Genomic DNA, 22148 nt, shown 5'->3' with positions numbered 1-22148 from the left:
ACGGTTCAAAGCGGATTGCTGTGAGCCGGTAGATCGCCGGTACACGATCACTCGGTTCCGGCAAGAGTTTTTTCGCGTTGCCGGCGTAATCGTCAGTCAATTCGGGATAATTACTTTATTTATAATTAATCGATTAATCTGAGCATTAAATTCCGTAAGGTCTAATGTTTAATAAATTAAGAAAGGATGATAATTTTGGAAGATAATTTAGAGTACTGTCCATTTTGTGGGAGCTGTCGATAAACTTACAATTAAATAGACAGGAAAATCAAGAACCATTAAAAACATTGAACTTGAATTCGATTTTACAGAGGTCAACATATCTAAAACCTTTATAATTATCCACATGTTGTGTCGTGAAGCGGATAATGAATCTGATTATCCACAGCCAATACCCGCTTCCGACAATAAAATTCCACCTTATCTTCAACAATTTTTGCCTCTATTTATGATACGGTTCCCCATACCACCAGTTACTCTAAAACCTTACCATTCGACTTGAGCGAAGAAATCGCTTTTATACTCTGCATGTCTGAAGGAAAGGTCATTCAAGTGAAGCGAGCCATTTAATAAATCGTAAAATCATAACCCAACTGACGGTGAAACTCAAGGTCTACATTGAAATCACAGACGAAACATGTTGAATGCTGTGTGTCGCTCATTCGTAAGTAAATCTCAAAGCCGCATTTACCTAATTTACTGGAACTGCACGATGTTCTCACTTAAGTAAGGTGTGAGAACATCGTGTATTTTTATGTTTAGATTGTGCGCTCGATACTTTTCCGCACTTAATAAGCTAAAAATAATAAAGTAAACGATATAAAAATTCTTTCGAATGAAGAAGGATTTTGTAATAAATTGGAGAAAGTATCCTTGGTCTTATTTTTGATTGGGGGAGATCTTCATGGATATTATCATGTTTATTATAAGTCTAGTATCGATGATAGCTACAGTTATTTCTTGCACTGTTGCTGTCAAAGCAAAAAATGAAGTGAAGAGGTTAAGTTTGAAGATACAAGCAGGCGAGGTTATTGGGAGTAAGGTTAATGGTGATATTAGCCTAAATAACAATGGTAATAACAGCGGAGTAATGGCAGGTGTTGTAACAGGGGGGATAAAAAATAATGCTAAGTAAAAAGCCAGAAACTTCAATAGATAATATTGGTAACAATAACGGCATAATGGCTGGAACCATTGTTGGTCCTGTTGAAAATAATACATACATATTAAATATGCCTCAAAAACATTCAGTAATGCCTTCAATAATTTCGAAGATAGTTGAAGTTCTTGCTAACCTGACTATTTTGCCAGAAGAAGAGTTGGATAGACGATATAGGATTAATCCAGAAGATCTAAAGCCATATAATGTACCTACCAAGATTACTCACAACAATGTAAGAAGATACAAATCAATTATTTTAGAGTTCAGTCATTATAGTCGGATATGTGATGAGGCATTCAATATTGTTGATAATCAGATTATCGGATCAAAGAGTCGGATATTAAAGGACATTAGACACCTTTACAACAAATATAAGGAACAGTTGCTTTTCGAACATATAGATGACAATATTGATGAGATTGAAATTATTAGACAGTATTCTGATTATATTATTGACATGGTTAAGGAAGATCTAAAAAAAAGAATAATTGATGAAAAACCAGCAAATATTTATTTTGAAGATATTGAAGATGGTTTAATTAGAGTAGTTTGTTATGCTTTTGAAAAATGCAAAATACTGGAGAAGCCTTAGGTGAAATTATGATCATTAATGTTGATCGAGAACCTAAATATTCGTTGTACTATATTGGGGCGGTTATTTTAGATGAACTAAAAATAAACGGTAAGATGATGCCTATCGAGCAGTTATTCGAAAATATCCGAGCAAAAATCGATAAGAATCTACATGTTGATTTTCTATACTATGCACTCGATTGGCTATTTTTGGTGTCTCTAATAAAACTTGATGAGGACAGGATTGTATTATGCTAATTGAAAGGTTAATTGTCAGAAAAACTGTGCCGACTATAGAAGTAATTCGAGACATTCGCTTTAATGCTAAGGGATTAAGTTTAATCTTGGATAATACAAGTAATCGTTCTCAAGATACTGGTAATAATGTAGGTAAAACTACTGCGCTAAAAATTATTGACCTATGTTTAGGGGGAAAGTCAGTTAGATCCCTTTATTATGATCCGGATACGAGAAGCGAAAACACAGATATAAAAAAATTGCTTAACGATTATAAAATTGAAGCTGAATTAGTTTTACGAAGAGAAAGTAAAAAGGTAAGAATAATTCGGCAGCTTTATAATAGAGGAAAAAGAATAATTAATGGTAAGGAATATCCTCAAGAAGAGTTTTGGGAAAAACTCAAAGAAATTATTTTTGATTTGAAAGAACCATACCCAACATTACGACAGTTAATCCCAAAATTTGTGCGGCTGAACGATTCGACAGATGAAAGCATCATTACATTTTTACCGAATACTTCCGCCGATACATATGATACGATTTATTTGTTTCTACTTAATATTCTTAGCAACGATTTGTTGAGTGAGAAGGATATACTTTCAAATAGGTTGAAAGAGTGTGAAAATAAGCAAAAACTGCTTGAGAAAGATGAAAACATTTCATCTCTTGATAGTCTAAAGCAAAAATATCAATTGGTTGAGAAGGAATTAGCTGAGCTTATCGAAAAAAGGAAGCATTTAAATTATATTGACACATATAAAGAAGAGCTTGAAAAACGAAGGACTCTAGCATCAAAACTAAATTTACTAGAAGAAAAGTTGCAACTTCTGGAATTCGAAATATCTTATTTTAACAAAAGTATTAGTAAGTTAGAAAATGAAAAAAGCAATATTGATTTAAGGCAGTTACAACATCTTTATAGTGAAGCTAAGGCTTATGTTAATGACATAGATAAAACATTTGATGCACTTGTAAATTTTCATAATACGATGATTCAAAATCGGATTGATTTCATTAAGACGCAACTTGAAACGAAAACACAGGAATTTGATACGCTCCTATCACAAAGAGATCAAGTGCTTGAAGAGAAAAAAAGATTGACGATAGAAGTATTGGACGAGGGTCTCTTGGAAGAATTAAATGTCCTAAATACAAAAATCGAAAAGTTGAACGTCGAAAAAGGCGAGATAAACCAATCTATAAAAATCATGGAAGGTGTTAATAACGAAATAAAAGAATTATCAGAAAAAGTTAAAAAAATAAGTGAACAAATGGAGCCGGATAATATTACTAAGAAAGTCACCAAATTTAATGAATATTTCTCGGCATACTGTGAAAAATTGTATGGTGAGAAATATTGGTTTGTTTATGATCGAGATTGGAAGAAAAAGAAAAAGTTCCCTGTCATGTTGGATTGGTTTAAGGGCAGGGTCGGGACAGGCATGAAAAAAGGAGTGATAGTTGCTTTTGACTTGGCATATATGAAATTTGCACATGAAATAGGTATTAAAGTACCACAGTTTGTAATTCATGACAAATTGGAAAATACACATATCAATCAATTAAAAAGCATATTTGAGCTTTGTAATGAAATCGAAGGTCAATATATAATTCCTATTTTGCGGGAACGTGTTGGAAAGGTTGATCAAAATATTTTAGAAAGTGCAAAAGTCTTGGAGCTAAGTTCGGATAATAAATTTTTTAGGCTAAACTAGGTTTAAAGGAATAATAATTTTGTTCAGTAGGTTGGAATAAATTGGTTCATTGTAAAATTAAATGCAACAAGTAAATATCAATAAAAGCCACGGTAATTCCGATGTAAGGATTAGGTCTCGCAAACCAATCCATAACAGGGGGAATTACCAATGGCTCGCTCCAATCATAACACAGAGAAACGAACCTTTAAACACCTTACAGCATTTGATCGTGGTAAAATCCAAGCCCTGCACAAGCAAGGCAAAACACTCCAGGAAATTGCTGATGAAATCGGATGTCATAAGTCAACGATATCACGAGAACTCCAACGTGGCAGCGTCACACAAAGACGATCAGATCTAACCGAACGTCCGGTTTATTTCCCTGACACTGGACAAGCCGTCTATGAGAAGAATCGTTCTCGCTGTGGCGCGAAATACAAGCTCGCAGAGGCCTCTGAATTCATCCAATTCGCTGTGGAGAAGATGCAAAAGGATCATTGGTCTCCTGACGCCGTATACGGCTATGTGAAGGCTCAGAAGCTGTTCGAGAATACCACAGTTTGCACGAAAACACTGTATCGTTATATCGATCTAGGATTGCTTCCTGTGAAGAACATCGACCTCCCTCTGAAGGTGTCCCGAAACACAAAGATAAAACGTGTACGTCAGCACAAGAAGGTTCTCGGAACAAGCATCGAACAGCGTCCAGCCCATATCGATGAGCGTGAGGAATTCGGGCACTGGGAAATCGATACCGTACTAGGTACTCGAGCAAAGGGAGCTGTTCTTCTCACCTTAACAGAGCGAAAGACGCGTCATGAGCATATTCTTAAGATCGGCCAGAAGACAGCAACATGTGTGAAGCAAGCTCTCCAGGCACTTAAGCAAACGTATGGCCCTATATTCTCTAAAGTGTTTAAGACGATCACTGCTGATAACGGCTCCGAATTCAGTGAGTTGAGCCACGCTCTCGACGATACTAATCAACAAGTGTATTACGCTCATCCTTACACTTCAAGCGAGAGGGGGACGAACGAGCGCCACAATGGATTGATCCGTAGATTCATCCCCAAGGGCAAGACCATTGACGACATCGATGAGACACTCATTGCCTATGTGGAGAACTGGTGCAATACGCTCCCCAGAAAAATACTAGGGTATCGCTCCCCAAGCGAAGCTTATCAAGAAGAGTTGAAATCAGTCGTCTAAACTTACATATTATGGGTTATCGTGATCTGTTGCATTTATTCTTGCAATTTAATATATCATTTGAAATATGTTCACTTTTCCTTTATCGTGTACATGCCTCAACGGATCCCCAGGATCCGTTATTACATATCCATGACAAGCCCTCTATTCTTCTGCGGGCTATTTATTTTAAGCATACCCATCACCTATTTATGATACGGTTCTCCCCGGATAATCTTAAATGCCCGGTAGATCTGCTCTGCAAGGATCAATCGCATCAGCTGATGAGGGTAAGTTAGACGGCCGAAACTGAGCTTCTGATCAGCGCGCTGCAACACTGCCTGTGATAAACCGAGGCTGCCGCCGATGACGAAAGCGACTTGGCTGCGTCCGTAGGTGGCCAAGCTTTCGATTTGCTCTGCTAACTCTTCAGAGGACCAGAGTTTCCCGTCAATCGCCAGAGCGATCACATGCGTATCCGGTTTGATCAGAGCCAGGATGCGCTCCCCTTCCCGCTCCTTGGCCTGCTCCTCCTGTACGGCGCTCAGCGTCTCCGGTACTTTCTCATCGGCGACTTCATGCACCGTTACTTTGGCATAGGGACCAAGCCGCTTCATGTATTCTTTTATCCCGTCGACCAAGTACTTCTCCTTTAATCGACCGACTGCAATGATCTGTATATTCATACCTCTAATCTCCATTATTACCGATTGTTTCGTTCATCTGATCTATATCCATGCGGTTTCCATATAGGCTGCCCAGAATGATAGGCTGTCCAGAATGATCCCAATGACAGAGAAGAGCTCGATCTCCTTTCCTAACGAGCTCTTCCATCGCAACCCCCTGTTATTCCGGCATCTCGCCTAATTCAAATTCATACGTCCGTTCCCGGCCGTTCCGATAGAGCGTCACTTTGATCGGTTCGCCGATCCCCTTATGATTATAGAGATACTTGCGCACATCGATCATATCATTCACAGCGGTATCATCGAGACGTACGATCACATCATGCTTGCGCAGACCCGCCTTCTTCGCCGGGCCATCGACGCTCAAGATTACCGCGCCTGCCTTCACTTGCTCCGGCAGATCGAGCGGATCTTCTCCCGTATAATCGCGGAGATTAACCGCTCCGATCCCGATATACGGCCGGCTCACACGTCCCTTCTCGACCAGCTCCTCGATGATCGGCGCCGCCAGATCAATCGGTATCGCGAAGCCCAGGCCTTCTACCCCGAACCAAGCGATCTTCATCGTATTGATGCCGATCACTTCGCCGTTGATATTGATCAAAGCACCGCCGCTGTTGCCGCTGTTGATCGCCGCATCGGTCTGCAGCACTTCCATCTCCCAGTCCAGCACCCCGCTGCCGCTTAGGGATACCGGAATCGAGCGCTGGGTCGAACTGATGATGCCTGATGTGATCGTATGCGCATGCCCCAGCCCAAGCGGGTTGCCGATGGCAATCGCCGGCTCACCGATCTGGAGATTCGAAGAAGTTCCGAATACCGCCGTCTTCGTGATGCCCTCCGCGTCCGTCGATAAGACGGCCAGATCAGAGATCGCATCGCTGCCGATCAGCTCCGCAGCCTTCTTCCGCCCATCGGCCAAGACGATCTCCAGATCCTCCGCCGCAGCGGCTACATGGTGATTGGTCACGATATAGGCAGTATCCCCTTCTATACGGAAGACAATGCCTGAGCCAATCGCGTAGATTTTATCCCAATCCACGGTCTCCTCTTCGCTCTTCATGACAATGCTGACAACGGCATCGTAGACCTGAGCCGTCGCCCGCGCGATGTCACTCCGATAGCTGATCTCATCGATTCCCTCAACCGAATCATCGGCCGAGCTGCTGTCCCCATGGTTCGGGTGCCCGTGTACGTCCTTATCTTCTTCCTGCGATGCGTGCACCGCGCGCTCTCCTGTGCTTGGTTCTGGATCTTCATCCCCATTCTGATCGTACGCGGCGCTGCTGTCGACATCACTTGGCAGCTCCAGATGCACTTCACCGCTTACCGGTTGATCCTCCGCTGCTGATCCCAAGGTCAACTGCGCAAGGATCAGGGCCAGACCGATGATGAAGAGCAGGACTGGCAACCGCAGCGGCTCGATCCGCATGCGCCTGCGGCGGTTTACAGCCGCTCTGGAAGGCTTCGTAGAATAGAAATCATCCTGGAACAAACCCATGCTTGTTCCCCCTTCCTAACAAATATTTTCATAGAATCAGGAATGTTTTGCCGGGTTGCTGCTTAGACTAGTAATACAGATTCTCTTAAACGAGGCAGCAATCTATCAATTGAAAGGAGTCCTAATCTTATGAATCACATCCACCGGGTTTTCCAAGAAGTGGACATCATCGGCAAACTTGCGGATCTCAAGGATCAACATTATCGCAATACATTGCTCTTAAGCGCGATTGTCGAACTCTTAGTCGAGAAGAACCTGCTCACCACCGATGATCTCGATCGCAAGATCAAACAGCTGGATCAATTGGCCATGCCCGGCAACCCAATCAAGCCGCCTAAGCGAGAAGCAGATCGTCCCACTCGGTAGGACGGTCATGATACGTATCCATCAGAACCACGCCTTTCGCATTCATGGAACCCGCAGCGCCTATCTGGAAACCTCGTTCCTGCAGGATATTGCTCATCGTCAATCTCGCTAGATCCAACAGATTATGATGGCGGCTTAGATGCGCCATATAGACGCGGCGGATGCGGCCGGTTAGCATATCGCACAGCGCTTCCGCCGCAGCATCATTGGACAGATGGCCATTATCGCTGAGGATCCGCCGCTTCACATTCCATGGATAGCTGCCGGCGCGGAGCATCTCCACATCGTGGTTGGCCTCTAAGATGAGCACATCGGAATCCGCCAGCAAAGCCTTCATCTTATCGCTGACATAACCGGTATCGGTAGCCAGGCTTAAGATCTGATCCCCGGAGTGGAAGCGGTAGCCGACGGGCTCCGCCGCATCATGGGAGGTCTCGAAGGATTCAACGGTCATCGAGCCGAAGTCCAAGCGCTCCCCTGTGCGGAAGACGCGTCGTTCGATGAACTCGCTTTTGGGCAGGAGGCGCTCCAGCTCCTGCCATGTCCTCTCATTCGCATAGACCGGGATCTGATATTTCCTGGCGAATACACTGATTCCTTTGATATGATCCGAATGTTCATGCGTGACCAAGATGCCGTCGATTCGCGATCCGTCCCGCTCGCGGGAAGCGAGCAATTGATCGATTTTCTTCGCGCTTAATCCTGCATCGACTAACAGCCTGACCTCGCGATTTTCTATCAATAATGCATTGCCCGTTGAACCGCTGGCCAGCACTGAGAATCTTAACCCCATCTACTCTATCCCCTTACTTGGTGTCTCTACTGAACCGTTTATTGCGTGTACGTAGTACATCTCATCATCACTAGTCATAATACGCCACATCGGCGCCAATACCTGCGTCTCTGAGTTAAAGATCTGTCCGTGATAACCGAGCCGAACATCGGTGATCACGGTGCCTGGTTCCAGATAGTTCTCTACCAGACGGCCGATCGCAAGATAAGCAGAGAGCACTTTCTGCTCCGTCGCCTCTTCGCCTTCTAATATATTCACGACATGCTGTTTATAAGACACGATCTGTTGGTTCTCATACTGCAGTTCCAGCCTCACATCGAACATCGGATAGCCGCCGGTCAACTGATGCAAGATGATGCTGCCTGAACCGCTGGTATGGGGATCGATCTGATAATGATCCAGATTCGGGATATGAACGCGGATCTGATCCCACAGCTCACCCTCTGTCATCAGCGCATGATAAGGAACGGGCGGATCGAACAGGCCTTGCCTTCCGATGATCCCTTCTTCCCCGAAGGTGACCGTAATCTCGTTCATCCGCGGCGTCTCACGAGGCACTCTAGCGTCTACTGTGATATTCTTGCCGGCGGCGATCGACAGCACTTCATCGGCGATCAATTCGATTTCGTTTCTTTCATTAGAAAACTTTAGCTTGCTGTCCCATAATTGGTATCCAAGTACCAGATTCAACATGAGAAACGCTAAGATTAGGATCGACTTCGCCCGTCCCCACTCCATAGATCAACCCTCGCTTTATCGCAAAGAATACAACGCCCATTGATGAACACAACGCTGCAGCGGCGCTTGCAGTTCTGCGCCTTCGCCTATACCTTACTGCGCATGTCTTAGAATAGAATCTCTTTCGTCCCATTGACGAATTCGGCGATCCAAACCGGCGTCAACACGATATGATCATCGTGGACAACGGGTTGGTAAGCAGGATAGATCCTGTCCATCAGGATCATGTTCGAATGATTGCGCAACAACTCCAGCAGCAGATCGCCTCCCGGAAGATGGGCTTCTTCCCGCTCCGCTCCTGAATGCACGATCGAAACCAGGCTGCGCTCATAGAGATTGGCGATCCCGCCGTTCATCACAACACGGATCACACCGAAGGACTGCGGATAGAGACCGATGATCGGATATTGACCGTAATATTGGCGGAAGATATATTCCTGATCCGTCGCCCCCGCATAGGTCTCGATGCGGAAGGTGCCGTTCCATCCGCCGTGTTGATTCACAAACTGCACGGCGGAGAGCAGATGATTCGGCAGATCCGTCGCCATATTGATCGGGGCGATCGGATCGGAATAACTCATCCATCTCCGATCATGGTCGATCTGCAGCCCCCGTTTGCCGTCGGTGTAGATCTCCGTGCCGTCCCGCTCCATCAGCTTTCTCGTGATTCCCGGATTGACGAACAGGTTGTTCTGCAGCTGTTCCGGAGTAAAGGTGTCAATCTGCATTTTAAACCGCACCATCTCAAGATCGCTGAGCGGCACATACAGCGCCCGGCCGCTGCTGCCAACGGGCAGAGCCGTGTACTTCGGCTGATACTGTTCGCCGAAGCCGACGAATTGCTCCACGTCCTTGCTCGTCAGGTCCGCTCTTGTCACTTCATAGATCACACCGTCTCTGGTATTGAAGAAGAAGGTGCGCACCTCTTCCCCAGTCTCATTCGTTGCGATCCAGATCTTGTCGAAGGATTCCTCACTGTTTGGGAACACCCCGTCGATCTGCATGATGTTCTCCAGGATCGGCGCCGGGATCTGCCCATGGAAGCGAATCTCCACTCCGTGATGCTGATCCCTAAGGGACGCCCAGTCAACGGATCGCCGCTCGATCTGCCGGAATCCGCCCACGCTCCTCATGCGGACTTTATTGAAAATTTCCTCATAGAACACATTCTGCGGATACAAGACGACATGTTCTCCCTCTCCGAGGTGGAGCACGATATCATTCGGATAGATCAGATCCGCTGCTTCGACGCGCGTCCCGATCAATTCCGGCTGAATATATTCCGCTTCATCCACAAGTTCATAATACGGCTTGCTGTAAGCGAGCAGATAGGTTTGGATCAAACTTGTGACGACCAGCACGAAGAGCAGACATGACTTAAACCGTTCCTTCATACCGCTGCTCCCTCCTCTCGATGCAGAGGCAGGGTGAAGACCACTGTTGTTCCCTTATTCATCTCTGAATCCAGATGGATCGTTCCGCCATGGGCTTTGACTATTTCCCGGGCAATAGACAATCCAAGTCCCGTTCCGCCCATGTTGCGTGAACGGGCTTTGTCCACCCGGTAGAAACGCTCGAAGATCCGCTCCAGATGCCGCTGCGGGATCCCAATTCCCGAGTCTTTCACCGATATTTGGACAAACTCTTGATCCAATTGACGAGCGGTCACCTCGATCAGACCTCCTTCATAGGAGAACTTGATCGCATTGGAGATCAAGTTGTCCAACACCTGATCGATCTGATCCGGATCGCAGGATACTAATGGCATACCCGGTTCGATATTCAGGTTGATTCGAATATCCCGCTGCTGCAGTTGGAAGGAGAAGCGATCGATGACCTCCTCCAACATCTCTTGGATCTCGACAGGTTCTTTGAACATCGTCGCCTGATGGGAATCAAATCTCGACAGATGCAAGAGGTCATTCACTAACCGGATCATCCGCTCGGACTCGGTGCGCGTCACACCGATGAACCGTCTCGCAAGTTCCGGATCTTCCAGCGCCCCGTCCTCCAGAGCTTCCAGATAACTCTTAATCGTGGTAAGCGGCGTGCGAAGTTCATGGGATACATTCGCGACGAATTCGCGGCGGGAGTTCTCCATCTTCTCCTCCTCGGTGACATCGTGCAGCACAGCGATGATCCCCGTAACCTCTTCATCCCGGCGGATCGCTGTGAAGTTCACGCGCACATTTACGATCTCTTCATCGCGTTTCTCCCTGTGCAGTAAGACGCTGACATCCTGCCCCAAGGTGTATTCCAATGTTTCTTCCAGTGTGACCCCCAGCACTTCACTGATCGGCTTGCCCATCGCTTCATCCGCCGTCAGATCGAGGATCTGTTCCGCCCGCCGATTCATTACGATCACGCGGCCCGCATCATCCGTAGCGATCACACCATCGCTCATATTGGAGAGGATCGAAGCCAGGCGCTTCTTCTCCTCTTCATTCGAGGCCAGCGCTTCTCGCAGGCGCTTGCTCATATAGTTAAAAGCTTCGCCCAGTTGACCGATCTCATCGCTGCTCTTCACAGCAACGCTGCGGCTGAAGTTCCCCTCGGCCATCTCCGTCGCCTGCTTCGTGATCTCCTTGATCGGCTTGGTGATCGTGTTGGACAGGATGATGCTGAGCAGCACCGTCATTCCCAAGGCGAAGAACGTCCCGTACATGAAGAAACCGATGATATTATTAATCGTCTCAAACTGTTCCTCCATCGATGCCACCATGTAGACAGCCCCATAGACCTGTCCGCCTTCACCGACGCGTATGGCGATCGTCTTCTTCCTGATCCCGTTCGAGTCGATGATCTCCTTCTCATTCATGCGGATGCCTTGCAGCGCCCTCGTCACTTCCGTCTGCGAATTGCGCTGCCCGATAATCGAGCGCGGCAGCTGGGAGGAAGCGCTGACCACAACCCCTGTGGAATCGATCACCTGAATCTCCGCACCGCTGATCGTGTTCAAATTGTTAATAATCGCGTCCAGTTCCTGATAGATCTGCTGTTCGTTCTGTCCCTCGTTGCCGGGAGCCAGATAGGGCTGTACATAGTTCGCAAGGATCGCAGCCTGGTTGCGCAGGGATTCAGAGAAATTGTTTATGAAAGAATTTTCCAGTGTGCGCAAGAAATAGACTCCGATCAGCTGCATCGCGAACAGGATCAACAGCACGAAGATGATGATGACTTTAAATTGAATGGTATGAAAAAAACTCGTCCTGCGCATCATCAGCCACCGGCTTTCGGATTCCGCAGCATATAACCCAAACCGCGGCGCGTGATGATATATTCCGGCTTGCCCGGATCATCTTCGATTTTCTCACGCAAGCGCCGGATCGTCACATCGACGGTCCGCACATCGCCGAAATATTCATACCCCCATACGGCTTGCAGCAGATGCTCCCGCGTCATGACACGCCCTTTGTTGCGAACAAGGTAGACCAAGAGCTCGAATTCCCGATGCGTAAGATCCAACTCTGTACCGTTCTTGTAAACGATATAGGTGTCCACATCTACGGTCAATTCATGTACCCTCAGCTGGTTGCTCTTGGGCTCAACAGCCGCCGCAGATTCCCGCACCTTGTTCAGACGTCTGAGATGGGCCTTCACCCGGGCCAACAGCTCCCTCGTACTGAACGGTTTCGTCACATAATCATCCGCTCCGAGTTCGAGCCCCAGCACCTTATCCAGTTCCGTATCCTTAGCTGTCAACATGATGATCGGAATATTGGACTGCATACGTACTTCTCGGCATACATCCATCCCGTCCTTAACGGGCAACATCAAGTCCAGCAGGATCAGATCCGGCTCTTCCGAGTAAGCCAGCTGAACCGCCGTATCGCCGTCGAAGGCACAGATTACTTCATAGCCTTCTTTCTCAAGGTTAAATTTCAGTATATCTGCGATTGGCTTCTCGTCATCGACCACTAATATACGCCCCAGAGAGACCACCCTTATAACACCTGCCCTAATCTTTATATCTAATAATTAATCGACCATGCTCCAAGAAGTTTCATTTCTTTCATATTATCATAAAACACCTGGTCATTCTGCCTGCGGGTGAAATTACATATCAAAAAAGAGACCCTCCTCCCGGCACCTAACTCGATGCCCTAAGAGGATGAGTCTCTTCTCCTATTTCCAACTAACTCTATAAGTAATCTATAGATAAATCCCTTCTGAGAAAATTCCTTCTACCAAGTTCTGTTGAATTCCAATCGTTAGTTCAGATAGCTTAACGGATTCTGATGCTTGCCATTCTTGATGATCTCAAAATGCAGGTGGACCCCTGTGGAGTTACCGGTGTTGCCCATCACACCGATCTTGTCCCCCTTCTGCACGGCCTCGCCCTTCTTCACATTGATCGAGCTGAGGTGTGCATACACCGTGACATAACCGTTGCCATGATCGATCTTCACGACTTTGCCATAGCTGCTCTCCGTGCCCGCGAAGATCACCTTGCCGCTGTCCGCAGCCTTGATATCGCGATTCTTCGACACGATGTCGATGCCGCGGTGAGTTCTGCCCCAACGCGGACCATACTTACTCGTAATCTTCGCATTCGATACCGGCCACGAGAAGTTTCCGGTGCCCACGCCCTTGACCACAAGCGTACCGCGTTTGACCACGGCCTTCACCGGTTCTTGCAGCACTTCCTCATGCATCAGTTCTTCCTTGATCATCTCGCCGTTAATCTTCGTGACGAGATAAGTGACCTTCTTCAAACCGTCCACGCCGGGCGTAACGACTACCGTTCTGCCCTTGCGCAGATTCGGGTCTTCGATATATTCCGTCTCGTAGCGGATCGGTACCTCTTCTACCACTTGTTCCTCGGTGCGCACCGTAAGATCCGGCTGCAGCACCGTCAGATCCAGCTCGTCGCCGATTTGCAAGAAATCATCCACGATCCACGGATTGCGATCGTAGATCTGCTGTGCCGTAAGACCGAACTTGCGTGCTATGCCGAGGATCGTGTCACCTTCTTTGACGATATACTTCGTCGGCTTCACACCGCCGGTCTCGATTCTCTCAAGCACAGATTCTATGGATTCGATCGCTTCTGGATCCGTCTCTACCGTCTTCGTAGCCACTTCTTCGACGAAATCGATCGACATTAACTCAGCTTGTTCTTCTTCTTCGTTATGTACGGATAAGATCTGCACGTCACCGGAGCGTTGCTGCTCGGTTTCCGGTATGTACTTGTTCGCCACTTGAGCAAGGATCTGGTCCACCGTCTCCTGATCCTTGACTATTGCATAGACTTTGCCGTCGATGATGAGTTCTACGCCAATCGCCGTGGCCGTGAGTTTCCCTGCCAGCTGCGTTAGAGCTGCTTCATCATCGGTCTCGCCTTTGTACTTCTTCTCCTTCTGGAAAGAGATCTCGTCGGAGTTCACAACCATATGTGCGTGAGGATTCGCAGCGACGATCTCCCGCGTCTTCTCTATGACATATTCCTCTACAACTTCTGGATCACTTACCGTTCCGATATGTTCATCTGCAAAATAGACATGATAGATCTCGTTCGTATTCGCCTTCACATATTCATGTCCTGCCACCGTCAGCCCGCCGATCAAGGCAGCTGCGGCGACACCTTTAATGATTGGCATCTTATGCCGATTGAGTCCAGATACAACGCTGGTTACCGCGGAGTTAAGCTTGGCGGTCAAAGCGTGGTTCCGGATCTTTCCCCATAGATTATTCATGCCCGTCTCCCCGCAAACAGTTTAAATTGAAACCTTTCTCCTCGTCGGACGAAGCCCGAATTTCATCTGCATTATACTTTACCACAGCTTATAGAAAAGTTTCAACGGTTAAACGCTTACATTGGAGAAACAATCATGAATTATTCATATTTTTGGAGGATGTTGGCCAATTCTCGTATCTCTTCCTCTGACAAATACCTGTCAAATATCTTATAAATCTCCTTTATTTCACCTGCAGTCAGCCCATCTTCCAGATAATAAGACATTTGCTGGAATTCATGCTGCGGAACCTTGCTGAACAGGATCGAGAAGACCGCCAGCTTGTCCTCCTCTGACATGTTCTCTTGTTTCATCACGAATTCTTCCGCGGACATGACCAGTTCATCGCCTGCCGCGTCCTCATAGAGATCCAGATAGCCGAATACCGGAATCGCATCCGCAAGATCCTGCTCTTCGAACTCCCCGGGATCCCCCGTGCTCGAAACCTCATCTCCGGAATTCGCATCCGCACCCTCTCTGCCATCCTCTACCGAAACATCGTTTAGCTCTGCAGCCGTCTCTCCATCATCCTGTGTAATACGCTCCCACAGCGTCAGATCCCCTTGCCTATGTTTGGCCGCTGAGATGCCGCTGAGATGGGCTAACAATTCATCCAGCTCCACGCGCTTCTCTTCAAGAACAGCGGCCCGATCCAGCAGACGATTCATATAGATCTCGATCATATTCATCGTTACAATCACCGTAAGAAAGCTCACAAACACTGCGGTGATCAGATTGCGAACCAACCAGCGGCTCCATTTTCGTACCAATGATACCCCACCTTGTTGAATCACATCGATTATTGATAAGCTAAGCAGCATTACTCATTATTTCCAGGTTGGGATATTCATAACCCCTTACGGACTATTTTTATCAAATCAAAGAACTGCACCCCATGGGTTCTGCCGATCTAACCCATGGGGTGCAGTTCGCTTCTGCTGCAGCGATTCATGATCACAGTAGTCTGACCGTCATCCCGTCATCCGCATGCCCTCGACTTACATCCCCGCAGCTGCGGCATCTTGGTGGGAACGATCGAGATTGACGAACTTATTGAAGTTCTTTAGGAAAGCAAGTTCAACAGTGCCTACCGGACCATTACGCTGCTTGGCGATGATGATCTCGATGATATTCTGTCGATCTGAATCTTGATTGTAATAGTCATCGCGATAGAGGAACGCCACGATATCCGCATCCTGCTCGATCGAACCGGATTCCCTTAGGTCGGACATCATCGGACGCTTGTCCTGCCGCTGCTCAACGCTCCGGCTCAGCTGCGAGAGAGCGATCACCGGCACCTCCAGCTCACGAGCGATCTGCTTCAGCGTCCGCGAGATCTCGGAAACTTCCTGCTGCCGGTTCTCGGCTCCTCTGCCGCGGCCTTGAATCAACTGCAGGTAATCGATGACGACGAGACCCAAGCCGTGTTCCTTCTTCAACCTCCGGCACTTTGCGCGAATATCCGCCACCGTCAGCGTCGCCGAATCATCGATGAAGATCGGCGCTTCCGCCATGGCACTGATCGCCATCGTCACTTTCTCCCAGTCCTCAGGCTCCAAGTAACCGGTGCGCATGCGCCCCGCATCGACATTCGCTTCAGCGCAGATCATCCGCTGCACCAGCTGCGCTGCCGACATCTCGAGGCTGAAGATCGCGACCGTCTCCTTCGCGCGAACGCCGACATTCTGCGCGATATTCAAAGCGAAGGCCGTCTTCCCAACGGACGGACGGGCAGCGACGATGATGAGGTCGCTCTTCTGGAAGCCGGAGGTCATCTTATCGAGATCGATGAAACCCGAAGGCACGCCGGTCGTACCGCCGTGATTCGAATGGAGATATTCGATGCGTTCAAACACTTCCATCAGCGCATCCTTAATCGGGATAAACCCGGTATGCTTGCGATTCGAGATGTCGAGGATGCGGCGTTCCGCCTCACTCAGCAGTTCTGTAACATCCTCGGTTCCCGAGTAGCCGTGCGTGATGATCTCCGTGGCTTCGCGAATCAGTCTGCGGAGCATCGCTTTCTCCTCGATGATCGCGGCATAGTAATCCACGTTCGCCGCAGTCGGCACCGCATTGGCAAGCTCGCTCAAGTAGCTGACCCCGCCGACCTCCTCCAACAGCTGTTTATCCTGCAGCCGCGCGGTCAGCGTGACGAGATCGACGGGTTCGTTCTCTTCCGTCAACTCTTCCATCGCTTCGAAGATCCGCTGGTGGGCCGTCCGATAGAAATCCTCTGCTCGGATTCGTTCCTGCGCCACGGTCAGCGCTTCACCGTCGAGTAAGATCGCACCCAGCACCGCTTGTTCCGCTTCGATATTCTGCGGCGGCACGCGGCCGGCTAATAATTCCCCATTCATCCTACGCTTCCCCTTTGCAGATGCTACTCACTCATCACTATTCAGACACCTGAACATTCACCACGGCCGTAACATCTGGATGCAGTCTGATCTCCACCTTCGTCACACCCAAAGTACGGATCGGATCATCCAAGAGAATCTTGCGGCGATCGATTTTGTAACCTTGCTTACCCAGTTCATCAGCGATCTGCTTGTTGGTTACGGACCCGAACAACCGGCCGCCTTCACCCGCTTTGACCTTGAACTTCAAGGTGACGTCCTTTAACTTGCCGGCCAGCTGCTCCGCCTCGGCCTTCTCCTGCTCCTTGCGGCGCTGCTCAGCTTTGTTCAACTGATCCAGCTGCTTCAGATTGCTCTCATTGGCCACGGTTGCCAGACCGCGCGGAATGAGAAAATTGCGCGCATATCCCTCAGAGACTTCTTTCACTTCGCCCTTCTTGCCTTGTCCTTTAACATCCTTTAAGAATATGACCTTCATTCGAAAAGCCCCTCCTCTGCTTCGATATCTGCCAGCACTTGCATAAGCCGCTCCTTAACTTCGTCGACGGTGCCATCCAGCTGTGCCGCCGCATTCGTCAGATGCCCGCCCCCGCCCAAGCGTTCCATGATCACCTGCACGTTGATCTTGCCCGAGGAGCGCGCACTGATGCCGATACGGCCGTCCGGCAGCTCGCTGATCACAAACGAGGCATAGATCCCCGACATATTCAGCAGCGTATCCGCGGCCCGGGCAATGACGAGCTGCGTGCATCGATAGCCGGGATCCGTAGCTGAGATGGCGATATGGTCATAGATGACCTCGGCATTTTTGATGATCTCGGATTTTTGAATATAGTCTTCTAAACTTTCTTTGAGCAGATTCTGCGTCATAGCCGGGTCAGCACCATTGCGGCGCAGGAAAGAAGCCGCTTCGAAGGTGCGGGAACCCGCCTTGAGCGTGAAGTTCTTCGTATCGACCACGATGCCCGCCATCAAAGCTGCCGCTTCGATGGGGTCCAGCTTCATGCGCTCATGGAAATACTGCAGGAGCTCCGTCACCAGCTCACTCGTCGATGAAGCATACGGTTCGATATAGATCAGCACCGCTTCATCGATAAACTCCTCGCCCCGGCGATGGTGGTCGATGACGACGATGCGTTTCGTATGGTTCAAGATACGCGGTTCAGCAAGCATCGAGGCCTTATGCGTATCGACGATCACGATCAAGCTGTCCTCAGTAACGAGGTTCAGCGCATGATCAGGAGTGATGAAGCTGTCATAGATATGCTCGTGTTCCGCCAACTCCGCCATGATCTGTTTGATCGACGGATTCATCTCTTCCAACAGGATATAGCCTTGTTTGCCGCTTATGCGAACGGCTTTGAGAACTCCAATGGCTGCACCGATGGCATCCATATCGGGCGTTCGATGACCGGCGATGAGCACGTGATCACTTTCCCGGATCAGATCCCGCAGCGCATGGGAAATCACGCGGGCTCTTACGCGCGTGCGCTTCTCCACGGCATTGGATCTGCCGCCGTAGAAGGACAACCGCTGTCCTGCCCGCACAGCTACCTGATCACCGCCCCGCCCAAGGGCGATATCGAGACTAGACTGCGCCATCTGTCCCAATTCTGTCAAACTGTCAAATTCCGATGCGATTCCGATGCTCAGAGTAAGCGGAAGTTTATGCTCAGCGGTCAGATCGCGCACGTCATCGATGATCTCGAAGCGGTTCTGCTCCAGCTGTTTCAGGGTCTTCTGATTCAACACGATCAAGAATTTATCCGTGGCCATGCGCCGCAAGTAGATCTGATGATTGTGCGCCCACTCATTGATCTCGCTCGTCACTTCCGCCACCAATACCGCCTTCGCTTGATCTTCCATCCCCTGGGTAACCTCATCCAGATTATCCAGAGCGACGATACCGATGGCGATTTTCTCTGCTTCGTATCTCTCGGACAGTTCCGCATAATCGGTCATATCCTGAATATACAGCAGTCTTTCCTCTGCGCGTATGAGCACCTCATAGATCCGATCGCCTATCGTGATCCGCACGGTACCGTCCTGGTCTTTCCTGTTCGTAACATCTGGGAACCGATCCGCAAGCGAATCCCCTATGATGGACTCATTGCCGAACAGCTTCGCCACATAGGGATTGTGCCAGTCGATCATCTGATCTTCGCTGTACAGGATGATCCCGATCGGCAGCTCATGAATCACAGCGTTCCCCGCATGCTTCACGCGATGGGATAAAGTCATGATATATTCACGGAGATCTTCACGGAACGCCTTTTCCGCTCTTATCGTGTAGTAGACGATGACCCCGGTCAGTATGAATCCGATGATCCCGAGGATCCACTCATAGTGCATGAGCGCGATATCCAGGACGATCAAGACGATCAGACTGAGCCACATATGGAGGCCATGCCATCTAGTAATAAGAAATTTGTGCATGGGTCGAATCGCTCCCAAACTTGTAGTTACCTAAGACCAGTCAGCATGAAATCAGCGATTGGCAAATTTGCGAATGGGAAATGCCGTATCGATGAGTCCCACCAAGCTAGTGATTTGCATCGCCGGCGGAAACAACAAGCATAACACGATCGCCGCAATCGGCAGCGCACGGCTTCTCCCCTTGTAATATGCCCAAGCAAAATAGAAGGCCAGCCCTTGTACCATAAATGTAATCAATAAAATTGGATAGACGTTGAGAAGCAGGGTATAAAAACCGCTTTCCACGGGTGTAAACAGTTCCAGGATTAAAACAGCGAGATAATACCATACCAGCGACTTAGGCAAACGCCATTCGCGCACTGGGGGCATCGCCTTCGCCGGAACTCCCAGCTTATTGAGCAGCCTGCGGGCGATCACATGCGTGATCACCGCATAATAGAAAGCGATGACCATAATATACAGCGGCAGCAGTCTCACTGCAACTGAAATGGCAGCATCAAGCGCCTCCTCCGAGAACAGCGGATTGCCCGTGATCTGGGTAAACAGTTGGAACTGTTCCATGATCATATTGCGAATCTCTGCTTGGATATTGATGCCTGCCAAAGTCAGAGATACAAGGATCGCCAGCAATACGGCGATCATCCCGACGACGCCGGCGGTGATCGATGCAACCGCATTCGCACCTCGCCTGTACATATAACCCATTGCTGCGCCGGGTACGAACATGACGGCCATAACGATCGCGGTGATCGGCCAAGCCGGTCCCGACAGAAGCATTAAGAGCATAGCAGGAGCAGCGATATATACGGCCGCCATAGGAAGTTTCGGCGCTAAAGCGGCGATCATCACGATCGGTACCATCGCGATATGAACGGTGATTAATTGTAACGGCGTCAAGACGGTAAGTCCTAACAAGATGATCATGATGGACCAGAATATAGGATGTCGAGCCCACTCCTGCATAGCTTCACCTCTGAGCATATAAGATCTGACTTGTCGTTCATGATTATATCATATTTTGATCTCGCACTTAAAAATCCCCGTCACCATTCAACTGCCGGATACAAAAAGAACTGCCCCTTCGCTGTGCGCACCTTCAACTGTTAGATACCGGCTAACAAATGAAAGTGCAGTCCATATCAAGGGCAGTTCTCCTTAATGTTAGATTACTCAGTTGTATATGGCAAAAGCGCAAGCTGGCGTGCACGTTTGATCGCTGTAGTCAACATGCGTTGATACTTCGCGCTTGTTCCCGTTACACGACGAGGCAAGATCTTGCCGCGTTCACTGATGAACTTCTTGAGCGTATCTACATCTTTGTAGTCGATGTAGGTGATCTTGTTCACCGTGAAGTAGCAGACTTTGCGACGCTTGTTGCGGCCGCGACGGTTATACGGTCTTCTCTCTTCGCGCTGGCTCGCTGCCGGCTTGCGTTCTTGTTGCTGCTCGCTCATGTACACCTCATCCTTTCCTTATTAGAATGGAAGTATTGAAGAACGTACACTGTGTAATTCCCCGATACCCCTTGTTCTAATTGAGTTTTTATTGATTACACACACGTCGCTGTGTAAATCGTGAATTCACTTTTCTTAAATTACTACAAATACATCTAAAAATCAAATGTTTAATCGAATCGGGCCACGTTCCGCCTCGATAATTGTACGTACTTATACAACCTCCTCGGTGTATATACTAATGGTGGGGTACAGTCCCCTCCTTGCATTTAGAGCAAATAGGCTACCACGATTGTTAGTTATGGTAGTCTATTTGTCTCTCCAGAACTAAACAGGCAGAAATTTAAACGTTCCCAGACGAAAGATGTATATGTAATTTTTGTACTAAGCCCTCGTTGTCCTGTTATTTTTCATACTATACGCTAACTTTCCGTAGACGGTTTCCTGTTTTTCATCCTCTCCTTCAGCGATACTTTAATGCGATAAAAGCTGTCGGCGCCAGCGCCTTGGTAGCCTGTACGAGAAGTGATACAGCGACTCTAATGGTATCCTTCGCATATGCGGGTGGCGGCATCGGTTAGTTCGTCGTCGGTATGAGCGGCCGACAGAGAAAAGTGGACTGCGCGCCGTCCCGGCGGGCAAGCCGGTTATCAATCATACCACGCCCTGGCCAAAGAAGGCTTTGAACACGTCGCAAAAAATACGAATTAGCCGTGAGATGAAGGACGAAGTGTACAATCTGCTTTTTCCTAGCACCAAAATCCCTAATCAGATAGGCGAAAAAAATCCCCCGCCTATGAAGGCAGGATCCTCATTCAATTTACTCTGGACATTTGGAAAAATTCGCTGAACCATATCGCTAAATTCTTCGAAAAATCCGCTAAACGGGTCTTCCTTGCTCAACATCCCTCACGTATCGGTTCACGTGTTCCACAAAATCGGGGTTCGTGGTACGGGAGTGAAATTCCTTTTTGCAACCAGAAAAGCGATGGACAAATGTCCGCCGCTAAAAGCTTACCCTGTTTTCTTTGCAAATAGTCGCAAATGCCGCGCAAGAGGCAGCATGCCGAACGTGACTTGCACCTCTGCCTCGCCCAGCGCCTTCAGCATCCCGGGCAAACCAGCGCGCCTTGGCTTGGATGGTTTTGGGGTATACGCATCGTCAAGTGAAAAAACGACCGCCTTCTTTTTAAAGAATACGATCGTTTTCACTTGCTGT

22 protein-coding genes are annotated in these 22148 nt (G+C 48.3%); 7 read left to right on the top strand and 15 right to left on the bottom strand.

The genetic code is table 11. The features are described from left to right. Positions 1-186 precede the first annotated feature (186 nt). From PRECH8_RS14765 to PRECH8_RS07460, 6 genes are all read left to right on the top strand, one after another. Positions 187-243 (top strand): hypothetical protein, encoded by a 57-nt coding sequence (locus PRECH8_RS14765; protein ID WP_371871186.1) that lies wholly within the window; start codon positions 187-189, stop codon positions 241-243. Between the two features lie 661 nt (positions 244-904). Further along, the gene (locus PRECH8_RS07475) at positions 905-1135 is read left to right on the top strand and encodes a hypothetical protein (protein WP_200966470.1); all 231 of its coding nucleotides are present in this window, start codon (positions 905-907) and stop codon (positions 1133-1135) included. Continuing rightward, entirely contained in the window at positions 1125-1754 is a 630-nt protein-coding gene (locus PRECH8_RS07470; protein ID WP_200966469.1) for a hypothetical protein, read from the top strand. Before PRECH8_RS07475 ends, PRECH8_RS07470 begins: the two co-directional genes overlap by 11 nt. Next, positions 1730-1993, top strand: coding sequence for an ABC-three component system middle component 6 (locus PRECH8_RS14760; RefSeq protein WP_371871185.1), 264 nt, complete (start codon positions 1730-1732; stop codon positions 1991-1993). The genes PRECH8_RS07470 and PRECH8_RS14760 overlap by 25 nt, the downstream gene beginning before the upstream one ends. Further along, on the top strand, positions 1987-3690 hold the full coding sequence (locus PRECH8_RS07465) for a DUF2326 domain-containing protein (protein WP_200966468.1): 1704 nt from the start codon (positions 1987-1989) through the stop codon (positions 3688-3690). Before PRECH8_RS14760 ends, PRECH8_RS07465 begins: the two co-directional genes overlap by 7 nt. Before the next feature lie 150 nt (positions 3691-3840). Then, positions 3841-4881, top strand: a complete 1041-nt coding sequence (locus PRECH8_RS07460) for an IS30 family transposase (RefSeq protein ID WP_200966467.1) — start codon at positions 3841-3843, stop codon at positions 4879-4881. Positions 4882-5066: 185 nt separating this feature from the next. Here PRECH8_RS07460 and rlmH read toward each other — a convergent pair whose 3' ends face one another. Together rlmH and PRECH8_RS07450 are read right to left on the bottom strand one after the other, a co-directional pair. After that, positions 5067-5546: a 23S rRNA (pseudouridine(1915)-N(3))-methyltransferase RlmH gene (gene rlmH / locus PRECH8_RS07455; protein WP_200966466.1), complete on the bottom strand. Its 480-nt coding sequence runs from the start codon at positions 5544-5546 to the stop codon at positions 5067-5069. Positions 5547-5706: 160 nt separating this feature from the next. Next, positions 5707-7047, bottom strand: coding sequence for a S1C family serine protease (locus PRECH8_RS07450; protein ID WP_200966465.1), 1341 nt, complete (start codon positions 7045-7047; stop codon positions 5707-5709). Positions 7048-7176: 129 nt separating this feature from the next. On the opposite strand from PRECH8_RS07450, the gene PRECH8_RS07445 reads away from it, so the two are divergent. Further along, positions 7177-7413 carry a hypothetical protein gene (locus PRECH8_RS07445; RefSeq protein ID WP_200966464.1) on the top strand — a complete coding sequence of 79 codons (237 nt, stop codon included), beginning with the start codon at positions 7177-7179 and terminating at the stop codon, positions 7411-7413. Here the strand turns inward: PRECH8_RS07445 and PRECH8_RS07440 are convergent. From PRECH8_RS07440 to PRECH8_RS07380, 13 genes are all read right to left on the bottom strand, one after another. Continuing rightward, positions 7382-8206 carry an MBL fold metallo-hydrolase gene (locus tag PRECH8_RS07440; protein WP_200966463.1) on the bottom strand — a complete coding sequence of 275 codons (825 nt, stop codon included), beginning with the start codon at positions 8204-8206 and terminating at the stop codon, positions 7382-7384. The two genes, PRECH8_RS07445 and PRECH8_RS07440, sit on opposite strands and share 32 nt — an antisense overlap. Further along, a complete protein-coding gene (gene yycI, locus PRECH8_RS07435; protein ID WP_200966462.1) occupies positions 8207-8944 on the bottom strand; it encodes a two-component system regulatory protein YycI in 738 nt (245 codons plus the stop codon). Positions 8945-9051: 107 nt separating this feature from the next. After that, the gene (locus PRECH8_RS07430) at positions 9052-10338 is read right to left on the bottom strand and encodes a YycH family regulatory protein (protein WP_200966461.1); all 1287 of its coding nucleotides are present in this window, start codon (positions 10336-10338) and stop codon (positions 9052-9054) included. Then, a complete protein-coding gene (walK, locus tag PRECH8_RS07425; protein ID WP_200966460.1) occupies positions 10335-12161 on the bottom strand; it encodes a cell wall metabolism sensor histidine kinase WalK in 1827 nt (608 codons plus the stop codon). Before walK ends, PRECH8_RS07430 begins: the two co-directional genes overlap by 4 nt. Positions 12162-12163: 2 nt before the next feature. Beyond that, positions 12164-12877: a response regulator YycF gene (yycF, locus tag PRECH8_RS07420; protein WP_200966475.1), complete on the bottom strand. Its 714-nt coding sequence runs from the start codon at positions 12875-12877 to the stop codon at positions 12164-12166. A gap of 278 nt (positions 12878-13155) precedes the next feature. Beyond that, positions 13156-14544 (bottom strand): M23 family metallopeptidase, encoded by a 1389-nt coding sequence (locus PRECH8_RS07415; protein ID WP_200966459.1) that lies wholly within the window; start codon positions 14542-14544, stop codon positions 13156-13158. 236 nt (positions 14545-14780) lie between these two features. Then, positions 14781-15449: a hypothetical protein gene (locus tag PRECH8_RS07410; RefSeq protein WP_200966458.1), complete on the bottom strand. Its 669-nt coding sequence runs from the start codon at positions 15447-15449 to the stop codon at positions 14781-14783. 228 nt (positions 15450-15677) lie between these two features. Then, positions 15678-17039, bottom strand: coding sequence for a replicative DNA helicase (gene dnaB, locus PRECH8_RS07405; RefSeq protein ID WP_200966457.1), 1362 nt, complete (start codon positions 17037-17039; stop codon positions 15678-15680). Positions 17040-17076: 37 nt separating this feature from the next. Continuing rightward, the gene (gene rplI, locus PRECH8_RS07400) at positions 17077-17517 is read right to left on the bottom strand and encodes a 50S ribosomal protein L9 (protein WP_200966456.1); all 441 of its coding nucleotides are present in this window, start codon (positions 17515-17517) and stop codon (positions 17077-17079) included. Further along, entirely contained in the window at positions 17514-19475 is a 1962-nt protein-coding gene (locus PRECH8_RS07395) for a DHH family phosphoesterase (protein WP_200966455.1), read from the bottom strand. The genes rplI and PRECH8_RS07395 overlap by 4 nt, the downstream gene beginning before the upstream one ends. Before the next feature lie 51 nt (positions 19476-19526). Next, complete coding sequence (locus PRECH8_RS07390; protein ID WP_200966454.1) at positions 19527-20399, bottom strand: DUF2232 domain-containing protein; 873 nt, start codon at positions 20397-20399, stop codon at positions 19527-19529. 242 nt (positions 20400-20641) lie between these two features. Further along, the gene (rpsR, locus tag PRECH8_RS07385; protein WP_200966453.1) at positions 20642-20929 is read right to left on the bottom strand and encodes a 30S ribosomal protein S18; all 288 of its coding nucleotides are present in this window, start codon (positions 20927-20929) and stop codon (positions 20642-20644) included. Between the two features lie 1014 nt (positions 20930-21943). Beyond that, positions 21944-22141 (bottom strand): hypothetical protein, encoded by a 198-nt coding sequence (locus PRECH8_RS07380; protein ID WP_144943526.1) that lies wholly within the window; start codon positions 22139-22141, stop codon positions 21944-21946. Positions 22142-22148: the final 7 nt, after the last annotated feature.

This window comes from Insulibacter thermoxylanivorax (genome assembly GCF_015472005.1).
In the GTDB taxonomy this organism is placed as follows: Bacteria; Bacillota; Bacilli; order Paenibacillales; family DA-C8; genus Insulibacter; species Insulibacter thermoxylanivorax.
The sequence above is the reverse complement of the archived record's forward strand: the minus strand, read 5'-3'. Positions and strand labels throughout refer to the sequence as shown.

Excerpts from the sequence above, each read along its gene's own strand:
- PRECH8_RS07475 (WP_200966470.1), top strand. The coding sequence starts at position 905 with ATGGATATTATCATGTTTATTATAAGTCTAGTATCGATGATAGCTACA.
- PRECH8_RS07470 (WP_200966469.1), top strand. The coding sequence starts at position 1,125 with ATGCTAAGTAAAAAGCCAGAAACTTCAATAGATAATATTGGTAACAAT.
- PRECH8_RS14760 (WP_371871185.1), top strand. The coding sequence starts at position 1,730 with ATGCAAAATACTGGAGAAGCCTTAGGTGAAATTATGATCATTAATGTT.
- PRECH8_RS07465 (WP_200966468.1), top strand. The coding sequence starts at position 1,987 with ATGCTAATTGAAAGGTTAATTGTCAGAAAAACTGTGCCGACTATAGAA.
- PRECH8_RS07460 (WP_200966467.1), top strand. The coding sequence starts at position 3,841 with ATGGCTCGCTCCAATCATAACACAGAGAAACGAACCTTTAAACACCTT.
- rlmH (WP_200966466.1), bottom strand. The coding sequence starts at position 5,546 with ATGAATATACAGATCATTGCAGTCGGTCGATTAAAGGAGAAGTACTTG.
- PRECH8_RS07450 (WP_200966465.1), bottom strand. The coding sequence starts at position 7,047 with ATGGGTTTGTTCCAGGATGATTTCTATTCTACGAAGCCTTCCAGAGCG.
- PRECH8_RS07445 (WP_200966464.1), top strand. The coding sequence starts at position 7,177 with ATGAATCACATCCACCGGGTTTTCCAAGAAGTGGACATCATCGGCAAA.
- PRECH8_RS07440 (WP_200966463.1), bottom strand. The coding sequence starts at position 8,206 with ATGGGGTTAAGATTCTCAGTGCTGGCCAGCGGTTCAACGGGCAATGCA.
- yycI (WP_200966462.1), bottom strand. The coding sequence starts at position 8,944 with ATGGAGTGGGGACGGGCGAAGTCGATCCTAATCTTAGCGTTTCTCATG.
- PRECH8_RS07430 (WP_200966461.1), bottom strand. The coding sequence starts at position 10,338 with ATGAAGGAACGGTTTAAGTCATGTCTGCTCTTCGTGCTGGTCGTCACA.
- walK (WP_200966460.1), bottom strand. The coding sequence starts at position 12,161 with ATGCGCAGGACGAGTTTTTTTCATACCATTCAATTTAAAGTCATCATC.
- PRECH8_RS07415 (WP_200966459.1), bottom strand. The coding sequence starts at position 14,544 with ATGCCAATCATTAAAGGTGTCGCCGCAGCTGCCTTGATCGGCGGGCTG.
- dnaB (WP_200966457.1), bottom strand. The coding sequence starts at position 17,039 with ATGAATGGGGAATTATTAGCCGGCCGCGTGCCGCCGCAGAATATCGAA.
- rplI (WP_200966456.1), bottom strand. The coding sequence starts at position 17,517 with ATGAAGGTCATATTCTTAAAGGATGTTAAAGGACAAGGCAAGAAGGGC.
- PRECH8_RS07395 (WP_200966455.1), bottom strand. The coding sequence starts at position 19,475 with ATGCACAAATTTCTTATTACTAGATGGCATGGCCTCCATATGTGGCTC.
- PRECH8_RS07390 (WP_200966454.1), bottom strand. The coding sequence starts at position 20,399 with ATGATCATCTTGTTAGGACTTACCGTCTTGACGCCGTTACAATTAATC.
- rpsR (WP_200966453.1), bottom strand. The coding sequence starts at position 20,929 with ATGAGCGAGCAGCAACAAGAACGCAAGCCGGCAGCGAGCCAGCGCGAA.